Here is a 20,661-nt window from a genome sequence, read left to right as displayed (position 1 = left end):
GCCACACCGACTGCGTGAAGGCGACCGCGAAACCGATCGCGTTCCGGCCCCAATCACGCGAGTTCCGGCTTAAATCACGTGGGATCCGGGTTGGATCACGCGAGATCCGGGTCCGGTGCGGTGTCCTCCATCAGCCAGAGCACCCCGGCCGGGGGCAGCTGGAGGACCGCTGACGCCGGCTGGCCGTGCCAAGGTTCCTCCGTTGCCTCCACCGCGCCCATGTTGCCGACTCCGGAGCCGCCGTAGGCCTCGGCGTCGGTGTTGACCACCTCGCGCCAGACGCCCGCCGCCGGCAGGCCGACCCGGTAGTCGTGGTGCGGGACGCCCGCGAAGTTGGCCACGCAGGCCAGCCGCGAGCCGTCGGCGCCGATGCGGAGGAAGCTCAGCACGTTGCCGCTCGAGTCGTTCGCGTCGATCCAGCGGAAGCCGTCCGGCGAAGTGTCTTGGCTGTACAACGCCGGCGAGGACCGGTAGACCGTGTTCAGGGACCGCAGCAGCTCCCACACGCCGAGGTGCAGCGGCTCGTCGAGGAGGTGCCAGTCCAGCGACTTCGACTCCGACCACTCCCCCGGCTGGCCGAACTCGCCGCCCATGAACAGCAGCTGCTTGCCCGGGTGCGCCCACATGAACGCCAGCAGCGAACGCAGGCCCGCCGCCTTGTTCCAGGCGTCGCCCGGCATCCGGCCCCACAGGGATCCCTTGCCGTGCACCACTTCGTCGTGCGACAGCGGCAGCACGAAGTTCTCGCTCCACGCGTAAACCAGCGAGAAGGTCATCTCGTTGTGGTGGTACGCGCGGTGGATCGGCTCGTGGGACAGGTACCGGAGCGTGTCGTGCATCCAGCCCATGTTCCACTTGAAGCCGAACCCGAGGCCGCCCAGGTGCGTCGGGCGCGTGACGCCCGGCCAGGCCGTCGACTCCTCGGCGATCATCACCGTCCCGGGGTGTCGCTTGTAGACGGTCGCGTTCAGCTCCTGCAGGAACCGCACCGCATCGAGGTTTTCGCGGCCGCCGTACTGGTTCGGCAGCCACTCCCCTTCCTTGCGGGAGTAGTCGAGGTAGAGCATCGAGGCGACGGCGTCGACGCGCAGGCCGTCGAGGTGGAACTCCTCGATCCAGTACAGCGCGTTGGCGACCAGGAAGTTGCGGACCTCGTTGCGGCCGAAGTCGAACACGAGCGTGCCCCAGTCGGGCTGCTCGCCGCGGCGCGGGTCCGCGTGCTCGTAGAGCGCGGTGCCGTCGAACTTGGCCAGCGCCCAGGCGTCACGCGGGAAGTGCGCGGGCACCCAGTCCACCAGCACGCCGATGCCCCGCTGGTGCAGGCGGTCGACGAAGTAGCGGAAGTCGTCCGGCGAGCCGAAGCGGGACGTCGGCGCGTAGTACGACGTCACCTGGTAGCCCCACGAGCCACCGAACGGGTGCTCCGAGACCGGCAGCAGCTCCACGTGCGTGAAACCGGTTTCGACGAGGTAGTCGCCCAGCTGGTCGGCCAGTTCCCGGTAGTCCAGGCCTGGCCGCCACGAGCCCAGGTGCACCTCGTAGACGCTCATCGGCGCCGCGGCCCACTGGGTCGCCTCCCGCTGCGCGATCCAGTCGTCGTCTTCCCACTGGTGGGCCGAGCGGGTGACGACCGACGCCGTCGCCGGCGGCTGCTCGGTGCCGAACGCCATCGGGTCGGCCTTTTCGTGCCAGTTCCCGTCGGCGCCGAGGATCCGGAACTTGTAGCAGGTGCCGGCGCCGACGCCGGGCACGAACAGCTCCCAGACGCCGGACGAGCCGAGCGAGCGCATCGGGTGCCCGCGCCCGTCCCAGGCGTTGAAGTCGCCGATCACGCGGATGCCGCGGGCGTTCGGCGCCCAGACCGCGAACGACGTCCCCTCGACGACCCCGTTCGGCGTCTCGTACGACCGCAGGTGCGCGCCGAGCACCTCCCAGAGCCGCTCGTGCCGGCCCTCGCCGATCAGGTGCAGGTCCAGCTCGCCCACCGTGGGCAGCCAGCGGTAGGGGTCGTCGGCGGTCGTGGTGTGCCCGTCGTACTCGACCTCGAGCCGGTAGTCGCCGGGGTGCTCGGGCACGGCGACGGCGAACAGCGCGTCGATCACCGGCTCCATGGGGTACCGGTGCTCGCCCACGCACAGCGTGACGGCTTTCGCCCCGGGCACCAGCGCCCGGGCCGCGAAGCCCTTGCCCACGGCGTGCACGCCCAGCACCGAGTGCGGGTCGTGGTGGGAGCCGCCGAGCAGCCGGTCGATGTCCGCGGCCGGCGGGGCCGCGGCCGGGAGGCCTTCGGGAGCCGCGTTCACGGTGTGATCCCTCCGCTAGTGATCCGGGCGATCGAGGCGAGCGGCACGCCCAGCCAGTCCGGCCGGTTCGCGTGCTCGTAGCCCACCTCGTAGACCGCCTTGTCCAGTTCGAAGGCGCGCAGCAGCTCGCCCTGGTCGCGCGGGTCCGCCGCGACCGCGGCGTACCCCTCGCAGAACGCCGCCCGGTTGCGGTCCGACCACTCCAGCGCCCGCTCGGCGAGCGCCGGGTCGTCCGGCTGGCCGACCAGCATCTGCTGGGCCGCGTAGTCGAACGACCTCAGCATGCCCGCGACGTCGCGCAACGGCGAGCGGAGCGCGTGGCGTTCCTCCACCGGGGCCGCCGGCTCGCCCTCGAAGTCGATCAGCAGCCAGCCGCCGACCGTCCGCAGCACCTGGCCGAGGTGGAGGTCGCCGTGGATGTACTGCATGGTGACCGAGTCGTGGGGCAGCGTGCGCAGCTTCTCGAAGGCCACCTGCAGCCCCGTGGCGTGCGCGGCCAGTTCGGGCACCCGCCCGGTGATCGTGTCGAGCCGGTCGAGCATCGCGTTCGCCGAGCGTTCCAGCTCGTCGCTGTCGACCGGCTCGGTGCCGAGCGCCTCGGCGAGGTCCGCGTGCACCTCGGCGACGGCGCGCCCGAGCCGCTCGGCCTCGCCGGCGAAGTCGCCGCCGACCTCCTCGGGATGCAGTTCGGGCGCGGCCATCAGGTCGCGGACGCTGGTGGTGGCCATCGCCCAGCCGTCGACCGCGTCCGAGACGAACTGCTGGAGCATGCCGACCGTGGTCGGCTCGCCGTCCAGGTCGCCGGTGATCGACCCGAGCACCGGCGCGATGTGCTTGCTGCCGACGCCCTGCAGGGCCCGGTGCAGCAGCAGGTCCTTGTTCTTGCCCGGCGTCAGCTTCCGGAACAGCTTGAGGATGTACTGCCCGCCGTAGACCAGGGACGTGTTGCTCTGCTCCGACGTGATCGGCCGGGCCCGCAGGCCGGTGTCCAGCTCCACGCCGGGCTCGTGCTCGAAGATCAGCGACCCGACCCGCTCCTCGCGGGCCATCAGGTCCAGCAGCACTCCGGTGACGTCCAGGTCACCGGACGCCTCGTAGGCGTTGAGGTCGCCGACGGCCCCGATCCAGCTGGTCGACGCGATCTCCGGCGGGTGTGTCCGCCGGCCCACGAGCAGCTGGTAGGGCTCGCGGCGGTCGTCCTGGGCGATCTCCACGACCACGTGCAGCAGCTGCGGGTCGCCTTCGACCAGCTCGGTCACGCCGAGCCGGCGGATGCCGGTCACCGGCCGGTCCTTGCCGGCGAACCAGCGCTGCTCCGGCAGCCAGCGCCTCAGGTCCTCGGTCAGGTCGTCGACCAGCTCGCGCGGGTCGGACAAGGGACTCACCTCGCTTCGCCTTCGTCTCCCGAGCTCGTCAGCTGGAACCAGTAGAAGCCGTGCCCCGGCAGCGTCAGCAGGTACGACAGGTCCCCGATGCTGGGGAACTGCACGCCACCGGTGAGTTCCACCGGCGTGCACCCGCGGTGCGCGGACAGATCCAGCTCCACCGGCTGCGGGAACCGGGAGAGGTTGTTGACGCAGAGCACGACGTCTTCGCCGCCGTCCGGCCGCCGCCATTGGCGCTTGTAGGCCAGCACGCTCGGGTTGGACCCGCCGAGGTCGATGAACTCGCCCTCGGCGAACGCGTGGTGCTGCTTGCGCACCTCGATCATCCGGCGGGTCCAGTTGAGCAGTGACGAACTGTTGTTCGACTGCGCCTCGACGTTCAGGCCCTGGTAGCCGTACACCGGGTCCATGATCACCGGCAGGTAGATGCGGCCCGGGTCGCACGAGGAGAACCCGGCGTTGCGGTCCGGGGTCCACTGCATGGGGGTGCGCACCGCGTCGCGGTCTCCGAGCCAGATGTTGTCTCCCATGCCGATCTCGTCACCGTAGTACAGAACGGGCGATCCCGGCAGGGACAGGAGCATCGCGGTGAACAGCTCCTGCTGGTTGCGGTCGTTGTCCAGCAGCGGCGCCAGCCTGCGGCGGATGCCGATGTTGGCCTTCATGCGCGGGTCCTTGGCGTACTCCGCGTACATGTAGTCGCGTTCCTCGTCGGTGACCATCTCGAGGGTCAGCTCGTCGTGGTTGCGCAGGAAGATGCCCCACTGGGTGCCACTGGGGATCTCCGGGGTCTGGGTCATGATCTCCGAGATCGGGAACCGCGACTCGCGCCGCACCGCCATGAAGATCCGCGGCATCAGCGGGAAGTGGAACGCCATGTGGCACTCGTCGCCGCCGACCGCCGGGTCGCCGAAGTACTCGACGACGTCCGAAGGCCACTGGTTCGCTTCGGCCAGCAGGATCCGGCCGGGGTACTCGTCGTCGACGACCTTGCGGCAGCGCTTGAGGAACTCGTGCGTGCGCGGCAGGTTCTCGCAGTTGGTGCCCTCCTGCTCGAACAGGTACGGCACGGCGTCCAGGCGGAACCCGTCGATGCCCAGGTCCAGCCAGAACCGCAGGGTGTCGATCATCGCGTTCTGGACGTCGACGTTCTCGAAGTTCAGGTCGGGCTGGTGGGAGAAGAACCGGTGCCAGTAGAACTGGCCGCGCACCGGGTCGTAGGTCCAGTTCGACGTCTCGGTGTCGACGAAGATGATCCGCGCGTCGGCGTAGCGGGAGTCGTCGTCGCTCCACACGTAGTAGTCGCCGTACGGGCCGTCGGGGTCGCTGCGGGACTGCTGGAACCACGGGTGCGCGTCCGAGGTGTGGTTGAGCACCAGGTCGGTGATCACCCGGATGCCGCGCCGGTGCGCTTCGTTGAGCAGGAACACGAAGTCTTCGACACTGCCGAACTCCGGCAGCACCGCGCGGAAGTCGCTGATGTCGTACCCGCCGTCGCGCAGCGGCGAGGCGTAGAACGGCGGCAGCCACAGGCAGTCGATGCCGAGCCAGGCCAGGTAGTCCAATCTCCCGGCCAGGCCGCGCAGGTCACCGGTGCCGTCGCCGTTGGAATCGGCGAACGCACGCACCAGCACTTCGTAGAACACCGCGCCCTTGAACCACTCCGGGTTGCTCGGCGCCTGCTGCGCCGACCGGAAGTCCCCGGCCTGCGGTTCCACGAGCATGCCGTCCGCGGTCATCGCCTCGCCGGTGTGCGGCACACCGTCCAGCCCCAGTGCCGCGTCGGGCCGGGCCTCGTCCGCCATGTACTCCACCTCAGTTTCTCGCTTCGCCGTCCTTCCCGTCCCGTCTTCGTCAGCCGGCCAGACGGCGTCTCACCGACACCATGTGCGCCACCGCCCGCCAGGGTTCGAGCCGGACGAAGTTCGCCGGGCCCCAGTCCCAGGTGTCGCCGGTGACCTCGTCGTGGGCGATCAGCCGCTCGTGGGCTTCGAACCCGAGCGCCCCGGTGTCGAGCCACAACGTGCCCTCCTGGGGCCCGTACGGGTCGAGGGTGACCACCGTGACGACGGTGTCGCCGGTGGCCGGGTCCTGTTTGGAGTAGGCCAGCAGCGCGTCGTTGTCGACGTGGTGGAAGTGCAGGGTGCGCATCTGCTGCAGGGCCGGGTGCGCGCGCCGGACGGCGTTCAGCTTCGCCAGCCACGGCTCCAGCGAACGGCCTTCGGCGAGCGCGCGCTCGAAGTCCCGCGGGCGCAGCTGGTACTTCTCGGAGTCGAGGTACTCCTCGCTGCCGTCGCGGACCGGGAGGTGCTCGAACAGCTCGTACCCCGAGTAGACGCCCCACGTCGGCGAGATCGTGGCGGCGAGCGCGGCCCGCAGCGCGAACATGCCGGGGCCGCCGCGCTGCAGCGACTCGTGGAGGATGTCCGGGGTGTTGACGAACAGGTTCGGCCGGCCCTCGTGCCAGTGCTCCCGCAGGTCGATGGCGAAGTCGATCAGCTCCTGCTTGGCGGTGCGCCAGGTGAAGTAGGTGTAGCTCTGGGTGAAGCCGAGCCGGGCCAGGCCCCACAGCCGCGCCGGGCGGGTGAACGCCTCGGCCAGGAACAGCACGTCCGGGTGGGCGTCCTTCACCGACTGGATCAGCCAGGCCCAGAAGTCCGGCGGCTTGGTGTGCGGGTTGTCGACCCGGAAGATCTTCACCCCGTGGTCGATCCAGACGGTGATGACCCGCAGCATCTCTTCGTAGACGGCCTTGGGGTCGTTGTCGAAGTTGATCGGGTAGATGTCCTGGTACTTCTTCGGCGGGTTCTCCGCGTACGCGATCGAGCCGTCCGGGCGGGTCGTGAAGAACTCGGGGTGCTTGAGCACCCACGGGTGGTCGGGCGCGGCCTGCAGCGCGAAGTCCAGCGCCACCTCCATGCCGAGCTCGGCGGCCCGCGCGACGAACGCGTCGAAGTCGTCGAAGTCGCCGAGTTCGGGGTGGATGGCGTCGTGCCCGCCCTCGTCGGCGCCGATCGCCCACGGCGAGCCGACGTCTTCCGGCTTGGCGTCGAGGGTGTTGTTGGGTCCCTTGCGGTTGACTCGCCCGATCGGGTGAATCGGCGGGAGGTAGACGACGTCGAAGCCCATCTTCGCGACCCGGTCGAGGGCGTCCGCGGCGGTGGCGAAGGTGCCGTGCACCGGCTTGCCCTCGGCGTCGAGCCCGCCGGTGGAGCGGGGGAACAGCTCGTACCAGGAGCCGTACGCGGCGCGACGGCGGTCGACCCAGATCTTCTGCGGCTTGCCCTTGGTGATCAGCTCGCGCACCGGGAACTCGCGCATGAGCTGGCGGACCTCGGGCGAGAGCGCGGGTCCGACGCGCTCGGCGAGGCTGCGCTCTTCGTCGCGCAGAGCCTTCACCGCGCCGGTCAGGAGCGCTTTTTCCGCCCGGCGGTCGGGCCGGCGGGAGACGCGCTCGAGCAGCCGGGCGCCGTTCTCGATGTCGTTCGCGAGGTCCTCGGGCCCCTGCCCGGCGGCGACCTTCACCTCGACGGCGTGTTCCCACGTCGCCCAGGGATCGCTCCACGCGTCGATCCGGAACGTCCACAGACCGGTGGTGTCCGGGGCGATCACCGCGGCGAACTCGTCCGGGTGGTCGGGACCGCGCGGGACCATCCGCGTCTGGCGGGTCAGGCGGTCGTCCGGACCGCGCCAAGCAACGGTGGCCGCGACGGCGTCATGGCCTTCGCGCCAGACGGTCGCGAAGACCGGGATATGTTCCCCCACAACGGCTTTGGCCGGATACCGGCCGCAGCTCACGCTGGGGGAGACGTCGTCGATGCCGAGCCGGCCGGTCATGGGCAACGCCCTTCGATATGTCGGTTGGACGCAGACGGCGACAGTCTGCCTGACTCGATCAAGCGTCCACACGGCAGGGTTCTCTAGTGCTGTACCCAATCTGGATCAGCTGAAACGCTTTCTCCGCAACGAGTTCCGGCCAGGTGTCCGGCAGGTTACGTCCGCCCGTCACCCGGCCCGGCCCGCCGCCCGGCCGACACGCGGATCCGAAAGGCCGAAACCCGTACCCCAACGGACGACACGCGCACCCCCGTAGCTTTCACGTGAAAGCTACGGTCGGGTGTGGCGGGGGGTCAGTCAGTAGGGCTCGGGGTGGGGTTCGGCGGCCAGGCGGGGGGCGCGGAGCAGGAGGAGGGAGCGGGACTGGAGCGTCACCCGGCTCTTGGCTTCGAGCGCTCCCGGGTTGGCCGGGGTGCCGTCGGCGGTGCTGGTGTCGAGGGTCGGCTTGAACGTCTCGCCGTACTCGCGGCCCGGCAGGACCACCTCGGCCGGGGCGTCGCCGGCGTGCAGCCACAGCAGCCACGAGTGGTCGGGCACCAGCTCGCCCTCGCGGTTGCGCGCCTGGCTGTTCGAGCCGTCGATCCACATGCCGAGCGTGTGGCGGTCCGTGAACCAGTCGCTCTCGCCGAACTCCTCGCCGTCCGGGCGGAACCAGACGAGGTCCGGCTTGCCGGTGGGCGTCGTCCGGCCTTCGAAGAACTCCGGCTGCCGCAGCGCCGGGCTGTTGGCGCGCAGCCGGACGACCCGGCGGGCGAAGGCGAGCATGGCCTCGGCCTCGGTGTCGTCCGGTGTCCAATCGAACCACGACGTTTCGTCGTCGACGCAGTACGCGTTGTTGTTGCCGTGCTGGGTCCGCCAGAACTCGTCGCCCGCGGTGAGCATCGGGGTGCCGGTGGACAGCAGCAGCGTGGCGAACATGTTCCGCGCCTGCCGGGTCCGCAGCTCCCGGATCGCCGGGTCGGCCGTGTCGCCCTCGGCGCCGTGGTTCCACGAGCGGTTGTCGTTGGTGCCGTCGCGGTTGTCCTCGCCGTTGGCCTCGTTGTGCTTTTCGTTGTAGGACACCAGGTCCCGCAGCGTGAAGCCGTCGTGCGCGGTGACGAAGTTGATCGACTGCCACGGCCGCCGCAGGTTGTGGTCGTAGAGGTCCGACGAACCGGACAGCCGGTAGGCGAGGTCGCGCACGCCGGTCGCGCCGCGCCAGAAGTCGCGGATCGTGTCGCGGTAGCGGCCGTTCCACTCCGCCCACTGGGCGCCGAAGCCGCCGACGCGGTAGCCCTCGCCGGTGGCGTCCCACGGCTCGGCGATCAGCTTGCAGCGCGAGAGCACCGGGTCGGTGGTGATCGCGGTGAGCAGCGTCGACGCCGGGTCGAACGCGCCGCCGCGCGGCCGCCCGAGCGTGCTGGCGAGGTCGAACCGGAAGCCGTCGACGCCCATCTCCTGCGTCCAGTACCGCAGCGAGTCGGTCACCAGCCGCACCACGGTCGGCGAGCCCGCCTCCAGGGTGTTGCCGCAGCCGGTGATGTCGGCCATGTGGCCGCGGTCGGTGTGCAGGTAGTACACCGGCGCGTTCAGCCCGCGGAAGCTGAGCGTCGGCCCGTCCGGGCCGCCCTCGCAGGTGTGGTTGAACACGACGTCGAGGATCACCTCGATGCCCGCCGCGTGCAGCGCGGCCACCATCAGCCGGAACTCCTCGACCTCGTGGCCCGGTTCGCTGGCGTAGGCGGCGTGCGGGGCGAAGAAGCCGAGCGGCGAGTAGCCCCAGTAGTTGTGCTGGCCGGCCCGGATCAGCGACGGCTCGTCGAGGAACGAGTGCACCGGCAGCAGCTCGACCGAGGTGACGCCGAGGCGGGTCAGGTACTCGATCGCCACCGGGTGGGCCAGGCCGAGGTAGGTGCCGCGCAGCGCCTCCGGGATGAACGGGTGCCGCTGGGTGAAGCCCTTGACGTGCAGTTCGTAGACCACCGCCTCCTCGAACGGCACCTCCGGCTTGATCCCGGTGTCCGGGCCGCCCGGGGAGCTGACCACCGACAGCGGCACGCTGCCCAGGGAGTCCACAGTGGACATCGGCCCGCGCTCCGGGTCGCCGGTGAAGCCCTGGGCGGCGCGCAGGTCGGTGAGCCCGCCGGTGATCTGCCGGGCGTACGGGTCCAGGAGCAGCTTGTGCGGGTTGCACCGCAGGCCGCGGGCCGGGTCGTACGGGCCGTGGATCCGGTAGCCGTACCGCTGCCCCGGCGTCACCCCGGGGACCAGGCCGTGCCAGACGCCGAAGGTGCGTTCGGTGAGCGCGATCCGGCGTTCCGACCCGTCGGCGTCGATCAGGCACAGCTCGACGGCGTCCGCGACGGCGGACGTGATCGCGAACCGCACGCCGCCCGCCTCGGGGTGGGCTCCGAGCGGGAAGGGGCGGCCGGCGAGGACGTGGTCGGCGGAGGGTCGTGTGGCCATTCCTGAATCGTCCCAGATAAGCAGTGGTCCGTGCGCGTCATGCCAGGAGAGTTACCGCGAGGCAACCGCCGTCAGGGTGTCGTCTCGGCCAGTACGAAGGTGTCCGGGGGCAGGTGCGCGGCCCCACCGTCCACCGTGGCGTCTCCCCACGTGAGCAGCGACACGGTCGCCCCGAGCGGCAGCGTCACCGGGCCGGGCCCGAAGTTGACGGCCAGCCGCAGCCCGCCGCGGTGCAGCACGAGCCAGGACCCGTCCGGCGCGGAGTCGATGCGCAGGTCCGCGACCCACGGGTCGGCCAGTTCGGGCCGCTCGCGGCGCAGCCGGATCAACGCACGGTACAGCTCCAGCACCTCACCGTGACCGGGCCGCTCGACCTCGGCCCAGTCGAGCCGCGAACGGGCCACCGTGGCCGGGTCCATCGGGTCGGGCACGTCCGACTCGCCCCAGCCGTGCCGGGAGAACTCGCGACGGCGGCCCGTGCGGACGGCCTCGGCCAGCTCCGGGTCCGGGAAGGACGCGAAGAACTGCCACGGCGTGCTCGCCGCCCACTCCTCCCCCATGAACACCATCGGCGTGTACGGCGAGCAGAACAGGATCGCCGCGCCGCAGGCCAGCCGGCCGGGCGCGACGGTGGCGGACAGCCGGTCGCCGGTCGCGCGGTTGCCGATCTGGTCGTGGTTCTGCAGGTAGCCGAGGAAGCGGTGGCCGGGCACGGTCCGCGTGTCGACCGGGCGGCCGTGGGTCCGCTCCCGGAACGACGACCAGGTGCCCGCGTGGAAGAACACCTCGCGCAGGACCCGCTCGAGCGCGTCCGGCGCGGCGAAGTCCGCGTAGTAACCGGACGTCTCGCCGGTGAGCTTGACGTGCAGGGCGTGGTGCAGGTCGTCCGACCACTGGGCGTGCAGGCCGAACCCGCCGCGTTCGCGGGGCGTGACGAGCCGCGGGTCGTTGAGGTCGGACTCGGCGATCAGCGTCAGCGGCCGGTTCAGCGCCGCCGACAGCGCGTCGACCTCGGTGGCGAGCTGTTCGAGCAGGTGGACGGCCCGCCGGTCGAGCAGCGCGTGCACGGCGTCCAGGCGCAGGGCGTCGACGTGGAAGTCGCGGAACCAGCCCAGCGCGTTGTCGAGCACGTACCGGCGGACCTCGTCGGAGCCGGGCCCGTCGAGGTTGAGGCCGGGACCCCAGTCGTTCTGGCCGGCGAAGTACGGCCCGAACTTGTCCAGGTAGGCGCCCGACGGCCCGAGGTGGTTGTAGACGACGTCGAGCACGACGGCCAGGCCGCGCGCGTGGGCCGCGTCGACGAACCGCTTGAACCCGTCCGGGCCGCCGTAGGGCTCGTGGACCGCGCCCCAGAGGACGCCGTCGTAGCCCCAGCCCGCGGTGCCGTCGAACGAGTTGACCGGCAGCAGCTCGACGTGCGTGATGCCGAGGTCGACGAGGTGGTCGAGCCGGTCGATGGCCGCGTCGAAGGTACCGCCCTCGGTGAAGGTGCCGATGTGCAGCTCGTAGACCACCCCGCCGGGCAGCTGCCGGCCGGTCCAGGCGTCGTCGGTCCAAGCGAATTCCGCGTGGTCGTAGACGCGCGACTCCTGGTGGACGCCGTGGGGCTGCCACCGCGATCGCGGGTCGGGCAGCGGCTTCTCGTCGTCGTCCAGCAGGAAGGCGTAGTTGATGCCCTCGGCCTCGGCGTACCACCAGCCGTCGTCGGCCGCGGTCATCTCGTGCACGCCGGCGTCGACGCTCACCCGGACCCGGCGGGCCGAAGGGGCCCACACGCTGAACCTCATACGTCTCCTCGCACCAGCAACGCGACGGGGTACCGCTCGAACAGGGTGACCAGGTCGCCGGTGACCTCGCGGCCGGTCAGGACGTCGGTCCAGACGCCGGGGGGCAGCGGGAGGACCGTGTCGCGCCAGCCGCCGCCGGCTTCGAGGCCGACGGGCAGCCGGGTCACCGCCACGGCGAGGTCGGCGCTGCGCGTGTAGGCCAGGCAGTGGGCCGCCGCGGCCCCTTCGGCCCGCAGCGGCCGGTAGCCGCGGAACAGCGCCGGGTGCTCGCGGCGCAGCCGCAGGGCCTTGTGCACGACCAGCATCTTGGCCGCGCCGGAAGCGTCGATCTCCGGCCGCTCGCCGTCGGCGATCCGGGCCAGCAGCTCGCGGCGCGCGGCGTAGTCGACCGGGCGGCGGTTGTCCGGGTCGACCAGCGAGAAGTCCCACAGCTCGCTGCCCTGGTAGACGTCCGGGACGCCGGGCGCGGTCAGCTGGACGAGCTTCTGGCCGAGCGAGTTCGCGTAACCGGGGCCCTCGATGCGCTTGACGAACGCCTCGACGTCCGCCGCGAGCTCGGCATCGTTCATGACGTCTTCGGGCCACGCGGCGACGTCGGCTTCGAAGGCCTCGTCGTGGTCGGTCCAGCTCGTCCGGAGCTTGGCTTCCTTGGCCGCCTTGTCGAGGTAGTCCCGCAGCCGGGCCGGCTCGATCGGCCAGGTCGACACCAGCGTCTGCCAGGCCAGCAGGTTGAGCGACGGCTCGTCGATCCCGCGCCGGGCGGTCCACCGCCGGACGGCCTGGGCGAACTCGCCGGGGACTTCGGCCAGCACCGCCATCCGGGCCCGGGTGTCCTCGGAGCGCTTGGTGTCGTGAGTGGTCAGCGTCGTCATCGCGGCCGGGTAGCCGGCTTCGCGCTCGGCGGCCAGCCGGTGGAACTCGTCGACGCCCAGGCCGAAGCGGTCCGGGTTGCCGCCGACCTCGTTGAGCGCCGCGAACCGGGTGTAGCGGTAGAACGTCGTGTCCTCGGTGCCCTTCGCCACGACCATGCCGGAGGTCTGCTGGAGCCGGGTGGCCAGCTCGCTGTCCGGGTTCTTCCGCATGACGGCGTCGAGCATCGCCAGCGGCTCGGCGAGGTCGGGCCGGGCACGGCGGGCCCCGTCGATCGCCGCCGCCCAGTGCGCCGCCCCCTCCGGGAGGTAGGAGCGGTAGACCGGGAAGGCGATCATGGTCTCGGCCACCGCCTGCCGCGCGGCTTCGGGATCGACGTAGCGCAGCTGGGCGGCGATCCGCCGGACCTCGGCGACCAGGATGCGGTCGGTGACCAGGCGCCGGGCCTCGGCCTCGACGCGGTGGTAGCCGGTCTTCACGCCGAGCTCGTTCGCCAAGGCGGTGAAGTCGGGCTCGCCCGCGGGGTCGATGAAGACGCCGGCGATCTCGCGCAGGGCGTCGTAGCCGGTGGTGCCGTCGACCGGCCAGCTCTGCGGCAGCGGCTCGCCCGGGTGCAGGATCTTCTCGGCCACGATCCACGCGTCCGGCGCGTTCTCCCGCAGCCGCCGGAAGTAGCCGCCCGGGTCGGCGAGCCCGTCCGGGTGGTCGACGCGCAGGCCGGTGACGTCGCCGTCGGCGACCCAGCGCAGGACCTCGCCGTGCGTCTCGGCGAACACCTTCGGGTCTTCGACGCGGACCGCGGCCAGGGTCGTGATGTCGAAGAACCGGCGGTAGTTCAGCTCCGCGTTGCCGCGCCGCCAGCCGGCCAGGCGGTAGTGCTGGCGCCCGTGGACCTCCTGCGGCGTCCCGCCTTCCGTGCCGGGCGCGACCGGGAACCGGTGGTCGTAGTAGACGAGTTCGTCGCCCTCGACCGACAGCTCCGAGACGGCGTCGTCGTCGCCCAGGACCGGCAGCAGGATCGGGCCGCTGTCCCAGTCGACGTCGAAGGAGGCCGCGAACTCCGAGTCGCGACCGTGCTTGAGCACGTCCCACCACCAGCGGTTCGCCTTCGGCACCTCGACCGACATGTGGTTGGGCACGATGTCCACCACCAGGCCCAATCCGAGCTCCTTGAGCAGCGCGGCGAGCTCTTGACGCGCCCCTTCGCCGCCCAGCGCGGGCCGGGCGCGGGTCGGGTCGACGACGTCGTAGCCGTGCGTCGAGCCCGGCGCCGCGTCCAGCACCGGCGACGCGTACAGCGCACCGATGCCCAGGTCGCGCAGGTAGCCGGCGATGCCGGCCGCGTCGCTGAAGGTGAACTCCGGGCGCAGCTGCACCCGGTACGTCGACTCCGGCACGGTCATTCGGGCTCCGTTCGCTGCAGCACGACCAGGGATCGGGCGGGGAGGAGGAACTGGCCGCCGCCTTCGATCGGCTTGGCGTCGGCGGGGTCCACTTCGCCGGTCGCCGTGTCGATCACGACGGTCCAGCTCTGGCCGTACCCGTTGCCCGGCAGCGTCGTGTCGATGTCCTCGTAGTGCGCGTTGAAGGCGAGCAGGAACGAGTCGTCCGAGACGCTCATCCCGCGCTGGTCGAGGTCCGGGATCGCCTGGCCGTTGAGGAACACCACGACCGCCTTGCCGAAGCCGTCGTCCCAGTTCTGCTCGGTCATCTCCTCGCCGGCCGGGGTGAACCAGGCGATGTCGCCCAGCTTCTCGCCCTTGCCGACCGGGCCGCCCTGGAAGAACCGGCGGCGGCGGAACACCGGGTGCCGGCGCCGGAGCGCGGTCAGCCCGGCGGTGAACTGCACCAGGTCGGCGTTCTCCTTCGCCAGTTCCCAGTCCAGCCAGGACAGTGCGGAGTCCTGGCAGTAGACGTTGTTGTTGCCCTGCTGGGTGCGGCCGAGCTCGTCGCCGTGCAGGATCATCGGCACACCCTGGGACAGGATCAGCGTGGCCAGCATGTTGCGCTGCTGCCGCGCGCGCAGCTCCAGCACCTCGGGGTCGTCGGTCTCCCCCTCGACCCCGCAGTTCCACGACCGGTTGTCGTCGGCGCCGTCGCGGCCGTCCTCGCCGTTGGCCTCGTTGTGCTTTTCGTTGTAGGACACCAGATCCCGCAGCGTGAAGCCGTCGTGCGCGGTGACGAAGTTGATCGACGCGAACGGACGGCGGCCGTCGTCCTGGTAGAGGTCCGACGAGCCGGTGATCCGCGACGCGAACTCCCCCAGCGTCGACGGCTCGCCCCGCCAGAAGTCGCGGACGGTGTCGCGGTACTGCCCGTTCCACTCCGTCCACAGCGGCGGGAAGTTGCCCACCTGGTAGCCGCCGGGACCGACGTCCCACGGCTCCGCGATCAGCTTCACCTGGCTCACGATCGGGTCCTGCTGGACGAGGTCGAAGAACGTCGACAGCCGGTCGACGTCGTAGAACTCGCGCGCCAGCGCCGAAGCGAGGTCGAACCGGAAGCCGTCGACGTGCATCTCCGTCACCCAGTACCGCAGCGAGTCCATGATCAGCTGCAGGGTGTGCGGGTTGCGCACGTTCAGCGAGTTCCCGGTGCCGGTGTAGTCCATGTAGTACTCGGGCTCCCCCTCGACCAGCCGGTAGTAGGCCTCGTTGTCGATGCCGCGCATCGACAGGGTCGGCCCGAGGTGGTTGCCCTCGGCGGTGTGGTTGTAAACCACGTCGAGGATCACTTCGATCCCGGCCTCGTGGAAGGCCTTGACCATGCCCTTGAACTCCTGGACCTGGCCGCCCTCACCGGGCATCGCCGAGTACGCGTCGTGCGGCGCGAAGTAGCCGATCGTGTTGTAGCCCCAGTAGTTCGTCAGGCCCTTCTCGGCGAGGCCGTGGTCGGTGACGAACTGGTGCACCGGCAGCAGCTCCACGGCGGTCACGCCGAGCTTCTGCAGGTGCTCCACGACGGCGGGGTGCGCGAGCCCGGCGTACGTGCCCCGCAGCGCTTCGGGCACGAACGGGTGATGCACGGTCATGCCCTTGACGTGGGCCTCGTAGATGACCGTCTCGGCGTACGGCCGCTTCGGCTGGCGGTCGTTGCCCCAGTCGAAGAACGGGTTCGCCACCAGCGAATACGGCACGCGGCCGGCAGAATCGTCGTCGTTGCGCTCGTCCGGGTTGTCGAACTTGTACCCGAACAGGGACTCGTCCCATTTCACGCCGTGCGAGACGGCTTTCGCGTACGGGTCGATGAGCAGCTTGTTCGGGTTGCAGCGCTGACCGCGTTTCGGGTCGTACGGGCCGTGCACGCGGAACCCGTACCGCTGCCCGGGCCCGACGTTGAGCAGGTAGCCGTGGTGGACGAAGCCGTCCACCTCTTCGAGCGCGTGCCGCGTTTCCGTGCCGTCGGCGTCGAACAGGCACAGTTCGACCCGCTCGGCCACCTCGGAGAACAGGGCGAAGTTCGTCCCGACTCCGTCGTAGGTGGCGCCGAGCGGGTAGGGCGTTCCTGGCCAGGGCCGCACTGGGGTCTCCTCGAGCTTGGTTCGGCGTCCGCTCCGCGGACGCGCATCACTGGGGGTCGTGCGCCACGGGGCTGGTCGTTACCGGGGCAGCGGCCGGGCCGCCGCCAGCGGTGCGACCGCGGCGCGGACCCCCTTCGCGGTGAAGAAGCCGTCGACGCTGACGGGAAGGCGAATCCGCCAGTTAGGGTACTGGTCGACCGTTCCGGGCAGATTCGGCTGCCGTACTTGGCCCGCCACGTCGGCCGGCGAGGTCAGCACGAGCCGGGACGCGGCCGAGGCCAGCAGCGTGTGCAGCGCGACGACCGGGTCGTCGGCCGGAATCCCTTCCCGCGCAACGAGTTCCAGCAGCGCCTTGCGCTCGGCGGCGGCCGCCTCTTCCTCCGCTTCGACCCCGCGATCCAGCAGCCCCAGCTCGGCGCGGACCCGGACGTGCTCGCCGGCCAGCCAGCCCGAGACCGTCGGCAGGTCGTGCGTGGAGATGCTGGCCATCGCGTCCGGGTCCCACTCGGCCGGGCGGGTGAACGGCTGGCCCGGGGCGTCCCAGTCGCGCTCGAACCACAGCACGGCCGAGCTGAGCATGCCCCGTTCGTGCATCGTGTCGGTGACGACCTCCTCGACCGTGCCGAGGTCCTCCCCCACGACCACCGCACCGGCGCGGTGTGCTTCCAGGGCGAGCACGCCGACCATCGCCTCGGCGTCGTAGTGGACGTACGTGCCGCGGTGCGCGGGCTCGCCCGGCGGGATCCACCACAGCCGCCACAGGCCGGCGATGTGGTCGACGCGGATGCCGTCGGCGAAGCGCAGGACGCCGCGGATGACGTCCCGGAACGGCGCGTACCCGGCCTCGGCCAGCTTGTCCGGCCGCCACGGCGGCAGGTTCCAGTCCTGGCCCTGCTGGTTGAAGGCGTCCGGCGGCGCGCCCACCCGGACGTCGGCGGCGAAGACGTCCCGCACCGCCCACGTGTCGGCCCCGCCGGGGTGCACCCCCACCGGCAGGTCGTGCACGATCCCGACCGTCATCCCGGCTTCGCGCGCCGCCCGGCGGGCGGTCTCCAGCTGCACCCGGCAGAGGTGCTGGAGCCACGCGTGGAAGCCGACGCGCTCCGCCAGCTCTTCGCGGGCTTTCGCGACCGCCGGCGCGGCCGGGTCGCGCAGCTCTTCCGGCCAGTCCCGCCAGTCCCCGCCGTGCCGCTCGGCGAGGGCGCAGAACAGCGCGAAGTCCTGCAGGTCGCCGTCCTCGGGCACCTCTTCGGCCCGGTGCGGCCACAGCAGCTCGAGCGCGGCGCGCTTGGCCGTCCACACCGCGTCGTAGTCGACGAGCTCGCCCTCGCGGTCCGGGGCGAGGGACTCGACCGTCTCCTGCGTCGCGGCGCCGGCCCGCGCGAACGTCTCGGTCGCGGTGACGCGCAGGTAGACCGGGTTGGCGAACCGGCGGCTCGCCGGGGAGTACGGCGAACGTTCGATCGGGTGGGCGGGGCTGATCGCCTGGACCGGGTTGACCAGCAGGACACCCGCGTCCAGCTCCGCGGCCGAGCGGGCGGCGAAGGTGGCGAGGTCGGCGTAGTCGCCGATGCCCCACGACCCGGGCGAGTGCAGGGCGTAGAGCTGCAGCATCCAGCCCCACGCGTCCCGGACCTGCGGCAGCTTCGCCGGCACGACCGCAAGCACGACGTCCTGCTCGGCGGTGACGACGCGGTGCCAGCCCAGCGGCAGGTCCGCCGGCAGCTCGCCGTCGGCCTGCCGCCGCGTCCCGTCCTCGAGCACGACTTCGGCGGCCACGCCCAGCGCCCGGCCGGTGCCTTCCCGCACGACGATCGTCGGGGGCAGCGCCGCCGGGGCTTCGCGCGCGGCGGTCAGCGCGGCGGCGACGGCTTCGTCGCTGGTCGCGTCGACGCCGAACTGGCCGAGGACGGCGATGACGACGTCGTCGTCCACCTCGACCCGGACGCGATCGGCGTTTTCGTACCAGGTGGCGACGCCGTGGTGGCCGGCGAGCTCGTGCAGGGCGGTGCGGGCGGGGATCTCTTCGGGCACGGGGACCAGCATTCCGGTGCCCGGCGGTTCCCGCCATCTGCGCGCGACTTCGTCACTCCGGTGGCCTGTGCCCCCGGGCCGCGCGGGAGCCTGACCGGGGCCTGACCGGGGCAAAAGCCGGGCGCGGCCGATCTGCGGGAACGCTCGTGACCTTCTAACTTCTCCTCATGGGTGAGCGGCGAACGCTGAACGTGGACGAGGTCCTGGAACGCCAGGACTCCGGGGAGCTCAAACGGCGGCTGCGCGGGCGCGACCTGATCGGGTTCGGTGTCGGGATCATCATCGGCACCGGCATCTTCACCTTGGCGGGCGTCGAGGCGAAGACCCACGCCGGGCCCGCGGTGACGCTCTCGTTCGTGCTCGGCGCGGTCGTCGCCGGGCTCGCGGCACTGTGCTACGCCGAACTCGCGTCCAGCGTCCCGACCGCGGGCAGTGCTTACACCTACGCCTTCGCCACCCTCGGCGAGGTGTTCGCCTGGATCATCGGCTGGGACCTGCTGCTGGAGTTCGCGCTCGGCGCCGCCGTCGTGTCGCGCGGCTGGTCGGGGTACCTGGCGAACCTGCTCGGGCTGTCGCCGGAGTGGTTCGGCGAGGACGCGAAGGTCAACGTCGGAGCCGTGTTCATCATCGCCGTGCTGACGGTGGTCGCCGTGCTGGGCATCAAGGAATCCGCCTGGCTGACCAACCTGCTGGTGTGCGTCAAGGTCGCGGTCTGCGTGCTCGTGCTCGCGGTCGGCCTGTTCTACGTCCGCAGCGCCAACCTCACACCGTTCATCCCGCCGGCGCGCGCTCCCGAAAGCGGCACGACGGTGCTGGAGCAACCGATCGTCCAGGCGGCGCTGGGCCTGGAGCAGTCCGTCTACGGCATCGCCGGGATGATCACCGCGGCCGCCGTGGTCTTCTTCGCCTACACCGGTTTCGAGGCACTCGCGAACCTGGGCGAAGAGACGCTGAACCCGCGCAAGGACCTGCGGGTCGGCATCCTGGGCGCGCTCGTCGTGTGCGCGCTGCTCTACATCGGCGTCTCGATCGTGCTGACCGGCATGATCCCGTTCACCGACATCGACACGGGCGCCCCGCTGGCCGACGCGTTCGACCGGGTCGGCCAGCACTGGGTGGGCGCGCTGATCTCGCTCGGCGCGGTGACCGGGCTGACGTCGGTGATGATGGTCGAACTGGTCACGATCGGGCGGATCGGCTTCGCGATGGGCCGCGACGGCCTGCTGCCGAAGGCGCTCGGCACCGCGCACCCGCGCTGGGGCACCCCGCACCGGATGACCATCGGCGGTGCGGGGCTGATCGCCGTGCTGGCCGCGTTCATCCCGATTTCAGAGCTGGCCGACATGGTGAGCATCGGCGCGTTGTCGGCGATGATCATCGTGGCCGTGGCGGTCCCGGTGCTGCGGCGCCGCCGTCCCGACCTCGACCGGCCGTTCAAGGTGCCGTTCTCGCCCGTGGTGCCGGTCGTGGCCGCGCTGGCGTGCCTGTACCTGATGCTCAACCTCAACGTGCTCACGTGGATCCGGTTCGCCGTGTGGCTGGTGCTCGGCCTGGCGCTCTACTTCGCCTACGGCCGCCGCCATTCCCGCTTCGCGCCCGGAGCGGCGGTCAGTCCCAAAAGGACGGAGTGAGCCCGGCGGCGCGAGCGGCTCCCCGGACCACGCCGGCCTGGTCCGCGTCGACGACCACGAGCACGCCGAGCCCGGCCAGCGCCGCGGTCACCCACTCGACCGGCTGGTCGTGGCGGCCGTGGTCGCCCAACGACGGGTAAGTGTCCACAACGGACAGCAGGGTGCCCTCGGCGCCGATGCGAATGCCCGCCAGGAGCACGAAGTGGCCGCCGGGCGGGCGCCAGCGGGACGTCCACAGTGGCGGGACGCCGGTGTCGAGGTAGTCGAGCAGCGCGCGTTCCGGGGTGTCGTGGGCACCGACCTCGGCGCCGTCGATCCGGGCGAGCACCGCGACGCGCGGGACGTCCCACAACCCGATGAGCAGGTCGAACAGCGCCCCGGTGGTCCACTCCCCCGTCACCGGCACCGCCGCGAGGGCGCCGCGCGACAGCGATCCGACGGCCGCCGCCAGCCCGGACACCCGGGTGCCTGCCGCGGCCGGGTCGTCGACGACCGGCAGCGGCAGCCGGAAGTCACGACGGCCCGCCTCGCCCGGCGGCCACACCGCCGGGCCCCGGACGGTGCCCGCGGCCGCCGCGACGGCGTCCTGGTCGGGCACGTCGAGCCCGGCCGCCCGCAGCGCGGCGAGCCCGCAGAACGCCGCGGCCAGGCCGTCCTTCTGGGGCAGTTCCGCCTGGGCCACCGCGGCCAGCCGGGCCCCGCCCGGCAGCCACCGCACCCCGGACAGGTCGAGCTGCCCGCCGTCGATCCCCGAAGACATCGGTCCCCTCAGAGCCTTATTCAGCCGTCGGCCGGCGCGAGTGTCACCACAGGCGGCCGGCCCTGCGGTCCGTAGGGCCGTCCTGACCA

Annotated in this window: 11 protein-coding genes; 1 reads left to right on the top strand and 10 read right to left on the bottom strand. The window is 71.5% G+C overall.

Features of this window, described 5'->3' with window-relative positions:
• Positions 1 to 95: 95 nt before the first annotated feature.
• From glgB to malQ, 9 genes are all read right to left on the bottom strand, one after another.
• Positions 96 to 2,303, bottom strand: a complete 2,208-nt coding sequence (glgB, locus tag AB0F15_RS37630) for a 1,4-alpha-glucan branching protein GlgB (RefSeq protein WP_360281286.1) — start codon at positions 2,301 to 2,303, stop codon at positions 96 to 98.
• Complete coding sequence (locus AB0F15_RS37625) at positions 2,300 to 3,679, bottom strand: aminoglycoside phosphotransferase (protein WP_360281284.1); 1,380 nt, start codon at positions 3,677 to 3,679, stop codon at positions 2,300 to 2,302. The genes glgB and AB0F15_RS37625 overlap by 4 nt, the downstream gene beginning before the upstream one ends.
• A 5-nt stretch (positions 3,680 to 3,684) precedes the next feature.
• Positions 3,685 to 5,493, bottom strand: coding sequence for a maltose alpha-D-glucosyltransferase (gene treS / locus AB0F15_RS37620; RefSeq protein WP_360281282.1), 1,809 nt, complete (start codon positions 5,491 to 5,493; stop codon positions 3,685 to 3,687).
• 49 nt (positions 5,494 to 5,542) lie between these two features.
• A complete protein-coding gene (locus AB0F15_RS37615; RefSeq protein ID WP_360281280.1) occupies positions 5,543 to 7,525 on the bottom strand; it encodes a maltotransferase domain-containing protein in 1,983 nt (660 codons plus the stop codon).
• A gap of 297 nt (positions 7,526 to 7,822) precedes the next feature.
• On the bottom strand, positions 7,823 to 9,970 hold the full coding sequence (gene glgX / locus AB0F15_RS37610; protein ID WP_360281278.1) for a glycogen debranching protein GlgX: 2,148 nt from the start codon (positions 9,968 to 9,970) through the stop codon (positions 7,823 to 7,825).
• Positions 9,971 to 10,041: 71 nt separating this feature from the next.
• A complete protein-coding gene (treZ, locus tag AB0F15_RS37605; protein ID WP_360281276.1) occupies positions 10,042 to 11,757 on the bottom strand; it encodes a malto-oligosyltrehalose trehalohydrolase in 1,716 nt (571 codons plus the stop codon).
• Complete coding sequence (treY, locus tag AB0F15_RS37600) at positions 11,754 to 14,030, bottom strand: malto-oligosyltrehalose synthase (RefSeq protein ID WP_360281274.1); 2,277 nt, start codon at positions 14,028 to 14,030, stop codon at positions 11,754 to 11,756. Before treY ends, treZ begins: the two co-directional genes overlap by 4 nt.
• Positions 14,027 to 16,147, bottom strand: coding sequence for a glycogen debranching protein GlgX (glgX, locus tag AB0F15_RS37595; protein WP_360281272.1), 2,121 nt, complete (start codon positions 16,145 to 16,147; stop codon positions 14,027 to 14,029). The genes treY and glgX (AB0F15_RS37595) overlap by 4 nt, the downstream gene beginning before the upstream one ends.
• A gap of 78 nt (positions 16,148 to 16,225) precedes the next feature.
• Positions 16,226 to 18,193 (bottom strand): 4-alpha-glucanotransferase, encoded by a 1,968-nt coding sequence (gene malQ / locus AB0F15_RS37590; protein WP_360281270.1) that lies wholly within the window; start codon positions 18,191 to 18,193, stop codon positions 16,226 to 16,228.
• Positions 18,194 to 18,372: 179 nt separating this feature from the next.
• On the opposite strand from malQ, the gene AB0F15_RS37585 reads away from it, so the two are divergent.
• Positions 18,373 to 19,812, top strand: a complete 1,440-nt coding sequence (locus tag AB0F15_RS37585; RefSeq protein ID WP_360281288.1) for an amino acid permease — start codon at positions 18,373 to 18,375, stop codon at positions 19,810 to 19,812.
• Here AB0F15_RS37585 and AB0F15_RS37580 read toward each other — a convergent pair.
• The gene (locus tag AB0F15_RS37580) at positions 19,790 to 20,572 is read right to left on the bottom strand and encodes a hypothetical protein (RefSeq protein WP_360281268.1); all 783 of its coding nucleotides are present in this window, start codon (positions 20,570 to 20,572) and stop codon (positions 19,790 to 19,792) included. The two genes, AB0F15_RS37585 and AB0F15_RS37580, sit on opposite strands and share 23 nt — an antisense overlap.
• Positions 20,573 to 20,661 lie beyond the last annotated feature (89 nt).

This window comes from Amycolatopsis sp. NPDC026612 (assembly GCF_040638285.1).
Classification (GTDB): Bacteria; Actinomycetota; Actinomycetes; order Mycobacteriales; family Pseudonocardiaceae; genus Amycolatopsis.
This window is presented reverse-complemented; position numbering and strand designations above follow the sequence as displayed.

Coding starts and splice junctions, on each gene's coding strand:
- AB0F15_RS37615 (WP_360281280.1), bottom strand. CDS start 7,525: ATGACCGGCCGGCTCGGCATCGACGACGTCTCCCCCAGCGTGAGCTGC.
- malQ (WP_360281270.1), bottom strand. CDS start 18,193: ATGCTGGTCCCCGTGCCCGAAGAGATCCCCGCCCGCACCGCCCTGCAC.
- AB0F15_RS37580 (WP_360281268.1), bottom strand. CDS start 20,572: ATGTCTTCGGGGATCGACGGCGGGCAGCTCGACCTGTCCGGGGTGCGG.
- treS (WP_360281282.1), bottom strand. CDS start 5,493: ATGGCGGACGAGGCCCGGCCCGACGCGGCACTGGGGCTGGACGGTGTG.
- glgX (WP_360281278.1), bottom strand. CDS start 9,970: ATGGCCACACGACCCTCCGCCGACCACGTCCTCGCCGGCCGCCCCTTC.
- treY (WP_360281274.1), bottom strand. CDS start 14,030: ATGACCGTGCCGGAGTCGACGTACCGGGTGCAGCTGCGCCCGGAGTTC.
- treZ (WP_360281276.1), bottom strand. CDS start 11,757: ATGAGGTTCAGCGTGTGGGCCCCTTCGGCCCGCCGGGTCCGGGTGAGC.